The sequence below is a fragment of the Bosea sp. RAC05 genome (assembly GCF_001713455.1).
Classification (GTDB): Bacteria; Pseudomonadota; Alphaproteobacteria; order Rhizobiales; family Beijerinckiaceae; genus Allobosea.
On sequence record NZ_CP016464.1, the window covers coordinates 2,018,011 to 2,030,441 of the forward strand.

The 12,431-nt window shown below is 68.7% G+C and carries 15 protein-coding genes; 10 read left to right on the forward strand and 5 right to left on the reverse strand.

Going from position 1 to position 12,431, the window contains the following annotated elements; genetic code table 11:
- The first annotated feature begins 59 nt into the window (after positions 1-59).
- Genes BSY19_RS12995 through BSY19_RS13010 form a run of 4 tightly spaced genes read left to right on the forward strand, consistent with a single transcriptional unit; the run spans position 60 to position 2,231 of the window.
- On the forward strand, positions 60-671 hold the full coding sequence (locus BSY19_RS12995) for a glutathione S-transferase family protein (protein WP_069057065.1): 612 nt from the start codon (positions 60-62) through the stop codon (positions 669-671).
- Positions 671-1,141: a hypothetical protein gene (locus BSY19_RS13000; protein WP_069054538.1), complete on the forward strand. Its 471-nt coding sequence runs from the start codon at positions 671-673 to the stop codon at positions 1,139-1,141. Before BSY19_RS12995 ends, BSY19_RS13000 begins: the two co-directional genes overlap by 1 nt.
- Positions 1,075-1,608: a hypothetical protein gene (locus tag BSY19_RS13005; protein WP_150129604.1), complete on the forward strand. Its 534-nt coding sequence runs from the start codon at positions 1,075-1,077 to the stop codon at positions 1,606-1,608. The genes BSY19_RS13000 and BSY19_RS13005 overlap by 67 nt, the downstream gene beginning before the upstream one ends.
- Entirely contained in the window at positions 1,605-2,231 is a 627-nt protein-coding gene (locus BSY19_RS13010; protein WP_069054540.1) for a uracil-DNA glycosylase family protein, read from the forward strand. Before BSY19_RS13005 ends, BSY19_RS13010 begins: the two co-directional genes overlap by 4 nt.
- Before the next feature lie 15 nt (positions 2,232-2,246).
- Here the strand turns inward: BSY19_RS13010 and BSY19_RS13015 are convergent, their stop codons facing one another.
- The 3 genes from BSY19_RS13015 to BSY19_RS13025 all read right to left on the reverse strand — a co-directional run bounded on the left by BSY19_RS13015 (position 2,247) and on the right by BSY19_RS13025 (position 5,252).
- Positions 2,247-2,633, reverse strand: a complete 387-nt coding sequence (locus BSY19_RS13015; protein WP_069054541.1) for a hypothetical protein — start codon at positions 2,631-2,633, stop codon at positions 2,247-2,249.
- Positions 2,634-2,791: 158 nt separating this feature from the next.
- Positions 2,792-3,886, reverse strand: a complete 1,095-nt coding sequence (locus BSY19_RS13020) for a TRAP transporter substrate-binding protein (protein WP_069054542.1) — start codon at positions 3,884-3,886, stop codon at positions 2,792-2,794.
- 280 nt (positions 3,887-4,166) lie between these two features.
- Positions 4,167-5,252 carry a TRAP transporter substrate-binding protein gene (locus BSY19_RS13025; protein WP_069054543.1) on the reverse strand — a complete coding sequence of 362 codons (1,086 nt, stop codon included), beginning with the start codon at positions 5,250-5,252 and terminating at the stop codon, positions 4,167-4,169.
- A gap of 202 nt (positions 5,253-5,454) precedes the next feature.
- Here BSY19_RS13025 and BSY19_RS13030 point away from each other — a divergent pair, with 202 nt between their 5' ends.
- Together BSY19_RS13030 and speB are read left to right on the forward strand one after the other, a co-directional pair.
- Positions 5,455-5,976 (forward strand): GNAT family N-acetyltransferase, encoded by a 522-nt coding sequence (locus tag BSY19_RS13030; RefSeq protein WP_069054544.1) that lies wholly within the window; start codon positions 5,455-5,457, stop codon positions 5,974-5,976.
- A 22-nt stretch (positions 5,977-5,998) separates the two neighbouring features.
- Positions 5,999-7,051 (forward strand): agmatinase, encoded by a 1,053-nt coding sequence (gene speB / locus BSY19_RS13035; protein WP_210184427.1) that lies wholly within the window; start codon positions 5,999-6,001, stop codon positions 7,049-7,051.
- A 9-nt stretch (positions 7,052-7,060) separates the two neighbouring features.
- On the opposite strand, the gene BSY19_RS13040 is transcribed toward speB, so the two are convergent.
- Positions 7,061-7,738, reverse strand: a complete 678-nt coding sequence (locus tag BSY19_RS13040) for a spermidine synthase (RefSeq protein ID WP_069054546.1) — start codon at positions 7,736-7,738, stop codon at positions 7,061-7,063.
- A 215-nt stretch (positions 7,739-7,953) separates the two neighbouring features.
- Between BSY19_RS13040 and BSY19_RS13045 the strand changes: the two genes are divergently transcribed.
- The 4 genes from BSY19_RS13045 to BSY19_RS13060 all read left to right on the forward strand — a co-directional run bounded on the left by BSY19_RS13045 (position 7,954) and on the right by BSY19_RS13060 (position 11,650).
- A complete protein-coding gene (locus BSY19_RS13045; RefSeq protein ID WP_069054547.1) occupies positions 7,954-9,180 on the forward strand; it encodes an MFS transporter in 1,227 nt (408 codons plus the stop codon).
- Between the two features lie 175 nt (positions 9,181-9,355).
- Positions 9,356-10,135 carry a transporter substrate-binding domain-containing protein gene (locus tag BSY19_RS13050; RefSeq protein WP_069054548.1) on the forward strand — a complete coding sequence of 260 codons (780 nt, stop codon included), beginning with the start codon at positions 9,356-9,358 and terminating at the stop codon, positions 10,133-10,135.
- Between the two features lie 73 nt (positions 10,136-10,208).
- Entirely contained in the window at positions 10,209-10,937 is a 729-nt protein-coding gene (locus BSY19_RS13055) for an ABC transporter permease (protein ID WP_069054549.1), read from the forward strand.
- Positions 10,934-11,650, forward strand: a complete 717-nt coding sequence (locus BSY19_RS13060; RefSeq protein WP_069054550.1) for an ABC transporter permease — start codon at positions 10,934-10,936, stop codon at positions 11,648-11,650. Before BSY19_RS13055 ends, BSY19_RS13060 begins: the two co-directional genes overlap by 4 nt.
- A 21-nt stretch (positions 11,651-11,671) precedes the next feature.
- On the opposite strand, the gene map is transcribed toward BSY19_RS13060, so the two are convergent.
- The gene (map, locus tag BSY19_RS13065; RefSeq protein WP_069054551.1) at positions 11,672-12,421 is read right to left on the reverse strand and encodes a type I methionyl aminopeptidase; all 750 of its coding nucleotides are present in this window, start codon (positions 12,419-12,421) and stop codon (positions 11,672-11,674) included.
- Between the last annotated feature and the right edge of the window lie 10 nt (positions 12,422-12,431).

Here is a 12,431-nt window from a genome sequence, read left to right on the forward strand (position 1 = left end):
GGATTGACCATCCGCCTCGCGGCATGGTCGGGTCGCGCGGCGATGGGGAGAGGATCTCGATGAAGCTCTATGATGGCGGTCGCGCGCCCAATCCGCGGCGGGTGCGGATCTTCTTCGCCGAGAAGGGCGTGCCGCTGCCCGAACTGGTCCCGGTCGACATCGGCAAGCGGGAGCACAAGAGCGAGGCCTTCACCCGGCTCAACCCCTCCCAGCGCCTGCCCGTGCTGGTGCTGGACGACGGCACGGCCCTGGCCGAAACCATCGCCATCTGCCGCTATATCGAGAGCCTTCACCCGCAGCCGCCGCTGTTTGGCCGCGATGCCCGCGAGCAGGCCCTTGTCGAGATGTGGAACCGTCGCATCGAGCTCGGCCTCTTTTCCGCGGTGGCCGCGGTGTTTCGCCATTCCCACCCCTCGATGGCCGAGCTCGAGACGCAGGTGCCGGAATGGGCCGAGGCCAATCGCGAGCAGATCGACGATCATCTCTGGCTGCTCGAACTGCAGCTCGCGGGCAGCCGCTTTCTCTGCGGCGAGGACCTGACCGTGGCCGACATCACCGCCGGCATCGCGATCGACTTCATGAAGCCCTCCCGCATCCCGCTGCCGGAGGACTTCGTCCAGATCCGGCGCTGGCATGCCGAGCTGTCGGCGCGGCCGAGCTGGAAGGCCTGATGCGCGCTGCACTCCTCCTGCTCGGGATCCTGGTCGCGCTGCCGCTGCCCGCCGCGGCGGTGGAGCGTCTCGACGCAGGGGCGATCCGCCGGGCCTTCGAGGGCAACACCGTCAGCGGCCGCTACACCAATGGTGGCTTCTTCACCGAGTTCCACGACCCCGATGGCCGGGCGCTCGGCCATAATGGCTGGCAACCCAACCGCGACGCCTGCTGGACGACGCGCGCCGATCAGGTCTGCTACTATTACGGCCCGCAGACGGATCGCACAGTGCATTGCTTCACGGTCGAGCTGAATCGCGATCTCTACATCCTGCGCAATGCCGGAAACGGCCAGATCAATGCGCTCGCCTCCGTCGAGCTCGGCAATCCGCGCAAGCACGGCGACAATGGCGAGCCCTGGTATTGCGACGGCCTGATCTCGAAGGCGCCCGCGATCCCGATGACGCGGCGGCGTCTGGCGGCGCGCTGATGCGGCTGCGGGCCGCGGGAGCCGTCCTCGTCGCGATGATGGCGGCCCCGGGCCATGCCGGCGCCGCCGAGCGGCTCGACGGCGAGGCGATCCGGCGGGCTTTCGAGGGCAACACCGTCGCCGGGCGCTATGCCGCGACCAACCGCCCCTTCAGCGAGCATCACCATCCCGATGGTCGCGCCACCGGCCACAACCGCGGCGTTCCCAACACCGACGCCTGCTGGACGACCACGGCAGACGCCGTCTGCTACTATTACGGCCCGCAGGAGAAGCGCCGGACCTACTGCTTCACCGTCGAGCGCAGCGGGGCGCTCTACGTCCTGCGCAATCGCCCCAGCGGCCAGATCAACGGCATGGCGACGGTCGAGGCCGGGGACCCCGACGGCTGGAGCCGGTCGCCAGCGAGCTGGACCTGCGATGGGCTTTTGTCGCGGGCGCCGGGCCGCTCGCACTGGGCGAGGCGATGACCGGGAGCGATGGTCTGGAGGCGCTGCTGGCCGAGCTGAGGGCTTGCCGCATCTGCCGCGATGCGCCGTCCCGCGGGCCGCCGCTGCCGCACGAGCCGCGTCCGGTCATCCAGGCCTCGGCGACGGCGCGGCTGTGCATCGCCGGACAGGCGCCCGGCACGCGGGTGCATGCTAGCGGCCAGCCCTTCACCGACCCGTCGGGCGTGCGCCTGCGCGGCTGGCTCGGCCTCGACGAAGGCCGCTTCTACGATGCCGCCAAGGTCGCCATCGTGCCGATGGGGCACTGCTTTCCGGGGCTGGACGCCAAGGGTGGCGATCGGCCGCCGCGGGCCGAATGCGCGCCGGCCTGGAGGGCGCGCGTGTTCGCGGGGCTGCCGGCGGTGGAACTCGTTCTCGCCATCGGGCGCTATGCGCAGCTCTGGCATCTCCGCGAGGCGGCGGCGGGGACCCTGTCGGAGACGATGGCGGACTGGCGCGCGATCTGGGCCCGTCCGGACCGGCCGCGCATCCTGCCGCTGCCGCATCCGTCCTGGCGCAACAACGCCTGGCTCAGGCGCCATCCCTGGTTCGAGGCCGAGCTCGTACCGGTGCTGCGCCGGGAGGTGGCGCGCCTCGTCGGTTGAGCCGCCGCCGCGCGCTCAGCGATAGATGTAGGAGCCCGAATCGAGCCCGCGGTCGACCTGTCCGCGCATCCGGACGACGGTGCGGACCTCACCGATGCTGGAGGGGCCCCGGCCTTCGAGCTGGACCAGCGCCCCGGTCGAGGTCCCGTAGCCGCTGCGCGAGCTCTTGCCGACATCGACGCGGACCGAACCGCCGGCGCGTACGCAGAAGGAGGAGCCGTCCACCCTGACGAAGCCCGGCCCGTATTCGGGGCAGGGCCGCATCGGCCGCGCATCGGCACGAGCGGGATTGGCGCGCTCCTTGACGGCTCCGCGACCCGGGATCGGTTCCCCGATCGACTGGGCCTGCGCGCCGGTCGTGAGCAGCAGGAGGGCGAAGGCGGAACTGGCGAGACGCAGCATGGGGCGGCTTTCCGATCGTGATCCGATGCGACCCTGGCCGAACAAGGCGGCGCAGATGTGGCGGATCGATCCTAGGGCAGGGCCGCCGAACCGAAAACCCCGGCCTTTCGGCCGGGGTGTGGGGATAGTTGGGCCGCGATGCGGCCGGTCGCTCCTTGTCAGAGCTGATTGGCCGCGCGCGCGCGGATCATGAAATTGTCGAAGGTGTATTCGGCGATCTGGAACCAGAGATATTCATCGTTCCGGAAGGCCGCCATCGCGTCATAGACCTTCTTGAAGTCCGGGTTCTTGGCCGCGGTTTCGGCATAGACCTCCTTCGACGCCTTCAGGCAGGCCTCGAGGATCTCCTGCGAGAACGGCCGCAGCTGCGCGCCGGCGCCGACGAGGCGCTTCAGGGCGGTGGGGTTGCGGGCGTCGTACTTCGCCAGCATGTCGAGATTGGCGAGACCTGCGGCCGTGGTCAGCACGGACTTGTAGAGCTTCGGCAGCGCCTCCCACCGCGCGGTGTTCAGGAAGAAGTGCAGCGCGGCGCCACCCTCCCACCAGCCGGGATAATAGTAGAACGGCGCGACCTTGTTGAAGCCGAGCTTCTCGTCATCGGCCGGGCCGACCCATTCGGCCGCGTCGATGGTGCCCTTTTCCAGCGCCGGATAGATGTCGCCGCCGGCGATCTGCTGCGGCACGACGCCGAGCTTGGACAAAACCTGCCCGGCGAAGCCGCCGATGCGCATCTTGACGCCCTGCAGGTCGGCGACGGTCTTGATCTCCTTGCGGAACCAGCCGCCCATCTGGCAGCCGGTGTTGCCGCCGGGCAGCGCGTAGATGTTGTGCTTCTTGTAGAACTCGTTGAGCAGCTCGTTGCCGCCGCCATGATAGAACCAGGCGTTCTGCTGGCGGGCGTTCAGGCCGAACGGAACCGCCGTGCCGAAGGCGAAGGTCGGGTCCTTGCCGACATAGTAGTAGGACGCGGTGTGGCACATCTCGACGGTGCCGTTGGTCACGGCATCGGCGGCCTGCAGGCCCGGAACGATTTCACCCGCCGCGAAGACCTGGATCTGGAACTTGCCGTCGGTGGCTTCCGACACGGCCTTCGACAGCACCTCGGACGCACCGTAGATCGTGTCGAGCGACTTGGGGAAGGACGAGGTCACCCGCCACCGGACCTCCGGCATGGCCTGCGCGATGGCGGGGCTCGCGATCGCGCCGGCGGCGGCACCGGCCCCGGCAACCTTCAGAAAGTGACGACGCTTCATACTTCTTCTCCTCCCCTGGAGCGCTTTTCGTGCGCCTGTTGTCCAGGTCATCACGATTACGTCAGGAAAACAGGTCTGCGCGCCAACGCAAGCAAAAAATGCATGCAATGCATGCGCTAAGAGCATGATTTCCGTTGCGGAAGGGTTTCGTCCCTCAGCCGGCGCAGATCGCGGCCCGCTGCCGCGGTCACTGCGGCCCAAAAATGCAGAAAGCCCGGCCGAAGCCGGGCTTTCGAGCAGCAGCGCTGGTGAGGACGCGAGGCCGCGTCCCCGAGTGCCATCAGCGGGCGCGCGAGCGCACCTGGAAGACGTCGAAGCTGAGCTCCGCCACCTGCCACCAGAGATACTGGTCGCCGCGGAAGGCGGCCATCGAGTCGATCGCCTTCTTGAACTCGGGGTTCTTGGCCGAGATCTCGCTGTAGAGTTCGTTGGACGCCTTCAGGCAGGCCTCGAGGATCTCCTGCGAGAACGGGCGCAGCTGGGTGCCGGCGCCGACGAGGCGCTTCAGCGCCGCCGGGTTCTGCATGTCGTAGCGGGCCGCCATCTGGGTGTTGGCGTAGGTGCAGGCGGCGGTGAGCGCGGCCTGATAGGCCTTCGGCAGCGCGTTCCACTTCTCCAGGTTGACGAAGGCGTGGACGGTGGGGCCACCCTCCCAGAAGCCCGGATAGTAGTAGAACGGCGCGACCTTGGAGAAGCCGAGCTTCTCGTCGTCATAGGGGCCGACCCACTCGGCGCCGTCGATGGTGCCCTTTTCCAGCGCCGGGTAGATGTCGCCGCCGCCGATCTGCTGCGGCACGACGCCGAGCTTGGCGAGCACCTGGCCGGCGATGCCGCCGATGCGCATCTTCAGGCCCTGCAGGTCGGCCGGCGTCTTGATCTCCTTGCGGAACCAGCCACCCATCTGGGCGCCGGTGTTGCCGCAGGGCAGGCCGTGGATGTTGAACTTCTTGTAGAACTCGTTGAACAGGTCGTTGCCGCCGCCCTGGTAGAGCCAGGCGTTCTGGCCGCGCGCGTTTAGGCCGAACGGCACGGAGGCCGCCACCGCGAAGGTCGGGTCCTTGCCGACATAGTAGTAGGACACGGTGTGGCACATCTCGACAGTGCCGTTGGTCACGGCGTCGGCCGCCTGCAGCGCCGGGACGATTTCACCCGCCGCGAAGACCTGGATCTGGAACTTCCCGTCGGTCAGCTCGGAGACCATCTTGGCCATGACCTCGGCACCGCCATAGATGGTGTCGAGCGACTTCGGGAAGGAGGACGCCAGGCGCCACTTCACCTCGGGATTCGCCTGCGCGACGGCGGGGGAGGCGATCGCCGCGGCGGCGGCGCCGGCGGTGGCGGTCTGGATAAACTGACGGCGCTTCATCTCGGGACATCTCCTCGATTGTAACTCGGTAGACCGAGTGTCGTGATGGGTGGGACGCGGTTCAGCCGCCGTCGCCAAGCATTGAGACTTGCTCGGCTTTCTAGAGGAAGGCGTCGGACTTCGCGAGCCTTTTCGGGCAGGTCGTATTCAACTTTCGACTAGGTCGCGCGCCCCCTTGGCCGAGCGCTCCCGGAGGTGGTTAATGCAGCCGATGCTCGACACCGAACGCCTGCGACTGCGCCCACCCCGCGCCGATGATCTCGACGCGCTCCACGCGTGGCGCAGTGATCCTTCTGTCGTGCGCTTCGTCGGCGGCCGCACGCTCGATCGCGAGGAGGCCTGGCAGCGCCTGCTGCGCGCGGCCGGACACTGGTCGCTGTTCGGACATGGCCTGTTCATGGTCGAGGAGAAGGCGGGCGGTGCCGTCATCGGCGAGGTCGGGCTGTTCTACGGCCGCCGGGGCCTCGGGCCCGATTTCGACGCGGCGCCCGAGATCGGCTGGATTCTCGCCGCCGGGGCGCAGGGCAGGGGCTATGCGACCGAGGCGGCGCTGGCGGCGCAAGGCTGGTTTGCCGCGACGCAGGGCGACCGGCGCTGCGTCTGCATGATCGATCCCGCGCACGACGCCTCCTTCCGGGTCGCCGCCAAGCTCGGGTACAAGCGCTATCGGTCGGCCGATTATCAGGGCGGCTCCGTCACGCTGCTCGAACGTCTGCCGGCCTGAGGGGCCGCCAAGGGGAGGGATCATGGACCAGGACAAGCTCGCGAAACTCCGGGCGCGCTACGCCGACGCCAGCGGTGCCGACATCCACGATCCCCATTTCGCGCGGGTCGCGGCCGACCAGTTCAAGGGCGACAAACGCAAATGGCCCTTCTCGGACGTCGCGACCTTCCTCGGCGCGCCCTACCGCCCCGATGCGCTCGGCCTGCCCGATCTCGGCGGCCTCGACGTCGCGATCATCGGCCTGCCCATGGATCTCGGTGTCACCAACCGGGCCGGCACGCGGCTGGGCCCCCGCGCCGTGCGCGCCATCGAGCGCATCGGCCCGATGGACCATGTCATGGGCACCGCGCCGCTCGGCATGCTCAAGGCGGCCGATATCGGCGACGTGCCCTTTCGCTCGCGCTACTCGCTCGAAAGCTGCCACGAGGACATCGAGGCGACCTTCCGCACCATCGTCGAGGCCGGCGTCTCGCCGCTGGCCGTCGGCGGCGACCATTCGATCACCTATTCGATCCTGAGGGCGGTCGGCGCCAGGCGCCCCGTCGGCATGGTCCATATCGACGCCCATTGCGACACGTCGGGCCCCTATGAAGGCTCGAAGTTCCATCATGGCGGCCCGTTCCGGCAGGCCGTGCTCGACGGCGTGCTGGACCCGCAGCGCGTCATCCAGATCGGCATTCGCGGCGGCGCCGAATATCTCTGGGAGTTCTCCTATGAGAGCGGCATGACCGTGATCCATGCCGACGAGGTCGATGGGCTCGGCATTGAGGCCGTCATCGCGAAGGCGCGGGCCGTGATCGGCGACGGGCCGACCTACGTCTCCTTCGACGTCGATTCGCTCGATCCCGCCTTCGCGCCGGGCACCGGCACGCCCGAGGTCGGCGGGCTGACCCCGCGCGAGGCGCTCGCCATCCTGCGCGGGCTGAAGGGCGCCGACATCGTCGCAGCCGACGTCGTCGAGATCGCCCCGCAATACGACGCGACCTCGAACACCGCCCATTGTGCGGCGCAGGTGCTCTTCACCGAACTCTGCCTGATCGCCGAGGCGCGGGCACTGGGGAAGGGGCGTCCCTGAGGAGGACGCTCACGCTTTCCGGGCCAGCCAGATGATGTGGCGGGCGCCGGACTTGCCACGGTGAGCCCGCACCATCACCTCCTCGACCGCGAAGCCGGCATGGCGCAGCCGCCCCGTGAAGCGTCGGTCGGGCCCCTGCGACCAGACCGCCAGGATGCCGCCGGGGCGTAGCGCCGCCTTGGCCAGGCCGAGTCCGCCATCCTCGTAGAGCCGGTCGTTGGCGGCGACCGTCAGCGCCTCCGGCCCGTTGTCGACATCGAGCAGGATCGCGTCGTAGCGCCCGGCGCCGTCCGCGATGACGCGGCCGACATCCTGGACCGCGATCGTGACGCGGGGATCGTCGAGGCAGCCGGCGAAGAGGTCCGCCATCGGCCCTCTCGCCCAGTCGACCACGGCGGGGATCAGTTCCGACACCGTGATCTCGGCCCCGGCCGGAAAACTCGCCAGCGCCGCGCGCAGCGTGAAGCCCATGCCGAGCCCGCCGATCAGGATGCGCGGCTTGGTGCGTCCCGCCAGCCGCGTTGCGACGAGCGTGGCGAGGGCTTCTTCCGAGCCGCTGAGACGGCTGTTCATCAGCTCGATCGTGCCGAGCATGATCGAGAACTCGGCGCCACGTCGCTTCAGCCGCAACTCCCGCCCCGCAGCGCCGGGCAGGGTGGCCGTGTCCAGCAGGGTCCAGGGGATCACGGGCGCAACTCGATCTGGGAGGGCTCCCGCGGCGGGAGGATCGCTGCTGGGTAGGAGACAACGGCACCGCCGTCCAGAGCCGGGCGCGCCATCCATGCGCTGACGGAATGGTGAGGCGACGGGTGCCCGGTTGATCTGCCGGCTGCCGCATCGCTATGGCATCATGCTGCAATGCAACGTGATGGCTGCATTGCCGTGAACCGGACCACGCCACCATGACCTGCGCCACCGAAACCCGCTCGCCCCTTCCGGCCGCCTCGCGCCAGGCGGGCGAGACGCGCCAGCACCATGCCGGCCTGGTCATGCTCGCCCTGGCGATGGGCGGCTTTGCGATCGGCACCACCGAATTCGCGGTGATGAGCCTCGTTCCCTATTTCTCGGTCGGTCTTGGCATCGACGAACCGACGGCCGGCCACGTCATCAGCGCCTATGCGCTCGGCGTCGTCGTCGGCGCCCCGGTGATCGCGGTGCTGGCGGCAAAAATCGCCCGGCGGACGCTGCTGATCGGCCTGATGGCGGTCTTCGGCGTCGCGAACCTGCTGAGCGCGCTGGCGCCGAGCTATGAGTGGATGCTGGTCTTCCGCTTCCTGAGCGGCCTGCCGCACGGCGCCTATTTCGGCGTGGCCGCCCTCGTCGCAGCCTCGATCGCACCGCCCAACCGGCGCGCCCAGGCCGTCGCACGGGTCATGCTCGGCCTCACGGTCGCGACCATCGTCGGCGTGCCGCTCGCCAACGGCATCGGCCAGGTGTTGGGCTGGCGCTGGGGCTTCGGCATCGTCGCGCTGCTGGCGCTGCTGACCATGGCGCTGATCTTCGCCTATGCCCCGCGCGATCGGGTGGTGCCGGGGGCGAGTCCGCTGCGGGAGCTCAGCGCGCTGCGCAGCCGCCAAGTCTGGCTGACGCTGGCCATCGGCGCGATCGGATTCGGCGGCATGTTCGCCGTCTATACCTATCTGGCCTCGACGCTGATGGAGGTGACGCGCGTCTCGCCGGCGCTGGTGCCGCTCGTGCTCGGCATCTTCGGGCTCGGCCTGACGGCGGGCACGCTCGCCGGCGCCTGGGCCGCTGACCGCGCGCTGATGCCCTCGATCGGCGGCATGCTGCTGTGGACCGCAGCGGCGCTCGCCCTGTTTCCCTTGGCAGCCGGCAACATCTGGACGATCTCGATCGTGGTCTTCCTGATCGGCACCAGCGGCGGTCTGGGCGCGATGCTGCAGACGCGGCTGATGGATGTCGCCGGCGAGGCGCAGACGCTGGCCGCGGCGCTCAACCACTCCGCCTTCAACACGGCGAACGCGCTCGGCCCCTGGCTCGGTGGCCTCGCCATCGCCGCCGGATATGGCTGGACCTCGACCGGCTGGGTCGGCACCGGCCTCGCCCTCGCCGGCTTCCTGATCTGGGTCGTCGCGCTGCTGGACCAGCGCGCCCGGGCCGCGCGCTGACGGCCGGATTTCGGTCCGCCACGCCCCTTCTTGGCCCTGCCGCATAAATCGGCGCACGGGCCCAGAAAAGCTGCGCGCGCCCACTTGCGGCCTGGCCTCGCTATCGCCCAATCTGTGGGCAGAGCCGGCAACGGGCCCGCGAAAGCCCGGCTGGCCGAACCCAGTGGGAGGTACCATGAAAGGTTTCGCACGAGTCATCGCCGCCGTGTTGCTGACGGCCGTCGGAGCCAGCGGCGCCCTGGCGCAGGCCAAGGAGTGGAAGGAAGTCCGGATCGGCACCGAAGGCGCCTATCCGCCCTTCAACAACCTCAACGCCAAGAAGGAGCTCGAGGGCTTCGAGATCGACTACGGCAACCTGCTCTGCGAGCGGATGAAGGTGAAGTGCACCTGGGTCGTGCAGGACTGGGACGGCATCATCCCGGCGCTGCTCTCCAACAAGTACGACATCATCATCGCCGGCATGAACGCCACCGACGAGCGCAAGAAGCGCGTCGACTTCACGGCGGTCTATACCAAGACGCCGATCTGGATCATCGGCCCGAAGACGACGACCTCGGCAGATTTCTCGCCCGCTGCCCTGAAGGGCAAGGCGATCGGCGTCCAGGGCTCGACCATCCACACCAACTACGCCGAGAAATACTACAAGGACTCCACCATCCGTCCGTATCCGACCCAGGAAGAGGCCAATCTCGACCTGATCAACGGCCGCCTCGACTATGTCATCGCGGATTCGCTGGCGCTGGAGGATTTCCTTGCCGGCAAGGGCAAGGACTGCTGCAAGAAGATCGGCGAGATCACCCGCGATCCCACGATCCACGGCCCCGGCGTCGGTGGCGCCGTCCGCAAGGAGGACACCGCTCTGAAGGCGCTGTTCGACAAGGCCATCGCCGAGACCATCGCCGACGGCTCGCACAAGAAGATCGCCGACAAGTACTTCAAGATCCCGATCCTCTGATCGGCCCAGCATTCGCGGCCGGCGCGGCTCCCCCGCGCCGGCTCACGCCTCAAAGGCCCGGCACCCCTCATCGATGTTCGACAAGTTCGCCCTGCTCGGTTTCGGCGATGGCGGCTGGGGCCTCGCCCTGCTGCAGGGCGCGGGCATCACCATCTCGATCGCGCTCGCGACCCTTCCCTTCGGCCTCGCGCTCGGGCTCGTCGTCGCGCTCGGGGCCCGTTCGCAGAGTTCTGTCCTGCGCATACTGGCCACGGCCTACACCACCGTCTTCCGCGGCGTCCCCGAGCTGCTGACGCTCTACATCATCTATTTCGGCGTCCAGGTCCTGCTGCAGGAGGCGTGGCGCTGGCTCGGCCTGCCGGGCTCCTTCTCGATGCCGCCCTTCGTCGCCGGCATGGTTGCGCTCGGCGTGGTGCTCTCGGCCTTCTCCAGCGAGGTCTGGGTCGGCGCTCTCAATTCGATTCCCAAGGGCCAGCGCGAGGCCGCCGCGGCGCTGGGCCTGTCCAAGGGCCAGGCCTTCCGCCTCGTCGTGTTCCCGCAGCTGATCCGCGTCGCGCTGCCCGGCCTCGGCAACAACTGGATGGTGCTGCTAAAGGAGACCTCGCTGGTCTCGGTCATCACCCTGCCGGACATCATGTTCATCACCACCCGCGCCAATGTCGCGACCAAGGAGCCGTTCCTGTTCTTCGGCGCGGCGATGGCGATCTATCTGGTTTTCTCGATGATCTCGGCCTGGGGCATCGGCCGGATGGAAGCCCGCGCCAACCGCGGCATCGCCGCCTTCGGGGGCGCGACGCGATGACCTGGTGCGAGTATCCGGGCTGGGCCGTCGGCAGCGAAGTCCTGCAGAACTATGGCTGCCGGATGGCCACCGGCGTCGGGCTGACGCTCCAGCTCGTCGCGATCTCGGTGTCGCTCGGTTTTGTGCTCGCGATCGGGCTCGCCGTGGCGCGGCTCTACGGGCCGCGCTGGGCGCAGGTCCTGATCAACGGCTACACAACCTTCTTCCGTGGCACGCCGCTGCTCTGCCAGCTCTTCCTGGTCTATTACGGGCTCGGCCAGTTCCGCCTGTTCTGGACCGATCTCGGCCTCTGGTGGTTCTTCCGCGAGCCCTTCTACTGCGCGCTCCTGACCTTCGTGATCAACACGGCCGCCTATCAGGCCGAGATCCTGCGCGGCGCCATCCAGTCCATCTCGCGCGGCCAGTTCGAGGGCGCGCTGGCGCTCGGCCTGCACCGCTGGTCGAGCCTGCGCCACGTCATCCTGCCGCAGGCGATGATCCTGGCGCTGCGCCCGCTCGGCAACGAGCTGATCGTGATGATCAAGTCGAGCGCGCTGGCCTCGCTGGTGACCCTCTACGACCTGATGGGCGCGACGCGGCTCGCCTTCTCGCGCTCCTTCGACCTGTCGATCTACCTCTACGCGGCGCTGATCTATCTGCTGCTGGTCGAGATCGTCCGCCGCGTCTGGGACCGGCTGGAGCTGAGGCTGACGCGGCACATGGCCCTGCGCTGAGCGCCGGGCGAACGGTCGTGGTCACGCCGGCAGCGTCAGCACCATCGCGCCGTTGGCGGTGGCGACCAGCGTGTGCTCGTATTGCACGGTCGGTGCGCGCGGCTCGCCATAGAGCGTCCAGGGATCCTCGCCGTTCTCGGCCCAGTTCGCACCCAGTGAGAGGAAGGGCTCGATGGTGAAGACCTGGCCCTTCTGCATCACCCGGCGCTCGGACCGGTCCGGCCAGGTGGCGAGTTCCGTGGGCTCCTCATGGAGCGAGCGCCCGACGCCGTGGCTCGCGAGATTGCGCACCAGCGTGTAGCGATTGTTTTCGGCGAAGCGGCCGATCGCATCGCCGATCCCGGAGAGCGGCTTGCCGGCGCCGACCTGCCCGATCCCGACCCAGAGCGCGCGCCGCCCGTCGCGGCAGAGCCGCTCCGTCCTGCGGGCCACGGGCGGCACGGCGAAGGAGGCGCCGGTATCCGAATAGAAGCCTGCCTTCTCGGCGGAGACGTCGATGTTGACGAGGTCGCCGGCCTCGATCCGCCGCGCGCCGGGGATGCCATGCGCGATTTCGTCATTGACGCTGATGCAGGTTGCGCCCGGAAAATCGTAGTCCAGTTCCGGCGCCGAGCGCGCGCCCTCCCGTTCCAGCAGGGCCCGCCCGATCCGGTCGAGCTCGGCGGTCGTCATGCCCGGTTCGATCGCCCGTCCCATGGCGGCCAGCGTCTGCGCGACGATGCGGCCGATGTCCTGCAGGTTCTTGAGGTCGTCGTCATTGGAGATCGTCATGGCCGGCTGC

Bases quoted from the DNA above. Each gene is read 5' to 3' on its own strand.
- BSY19_RS12995 (WP_069057065.1), top strand. From the start codon at position 60: ATGAAGCTCTATGATGGCGGTCGCGCGCCCAATCCGCGGCGGGTGCGG.
- BSY19_RS13000 (WP_069054538.1), top strand. From the start codon at position 671: ATGCGCGCTGCACTCCTCCTGCTCGGGATCCTGGTCGCGCTGCCGCTG.
- BSY19_RS13010 (WP_069054540.1), top strand. From the start codon at position 1,605: ATGACCGGGAGCGATGGTCTGGAGGCGCTGCTGGCCGAGCTGAGGGCT.
- BSY19_RS13015 (WP_069054541.1), bottom strand. From the start codon at position 2,633: ATGCTGCGTCTCGCCAGTTCCGCCTTCGCCCTCCTGCTGCTCACGACC.
- BSY19_RS13020 (WP_069054542.1), bottom strand. From the start codon at position 3,886: ATGAAGCGTCGTCACTTTCTGAAGGTTGCCGGGGCCGGTGCCGCCGCC.
- BSY19_RS13025 (WP_069054543.1), bottom strand. From the start codon at position 5,252: ATGAAGCGCCGTCAGTTTATCCAGACCGCCACCGCCGGCGCCGCCGCC.
- BSY19_RS13030 (WP_069054544.1), top strand. From the start codon at position 5,455: ATGCAGCCGATGCTCGACACCGAACGCCTGCGACTGCGCCCACCCCGC.
- speB (WP_210184427.1), top strand. From the start codon at position 5,999: ATGGACCAGGACAAGCTCGCGAAACTCCGGGCGCGCTACGCCGACGCC.
- BSY19_RS13045 (WP_069054547.1), top strand. From the start codon at position 7,954: ATGACCTGCGCCACCGAAACCCGCTCGCCCCTTCCGGCCGCCTCGCGC.
- BSY19_RS13050 (WP_069054548.1), top strand. From the start codon at position 9,356: ATGAAAGGTTTCGCACGAGTCATCGCCGCCGTGTTGCTGACGGCCGTC.
- BSY19_RS13055 (WP_069054549.1), top strand. From the start codon at position 10,209: ATGTTCGACAAGTTCGCCCTGCTCGGTTTCGGCGATGGCGGCTGGGGC.
- BSY19_RS13060 (WP_069054550.1), top strand. From the start codon at position 10,934: ATGACCTGGTGCGAGTATCCGGGCTGGGCCGTCGGCAGCGAAGTCCTG.
- map (WP_069054551.1), bottom strand. From the start codon at position 12,421: ATGACGATCTCCAATGACGACGACCTCAAGAACCTGCAGGACATCGGC.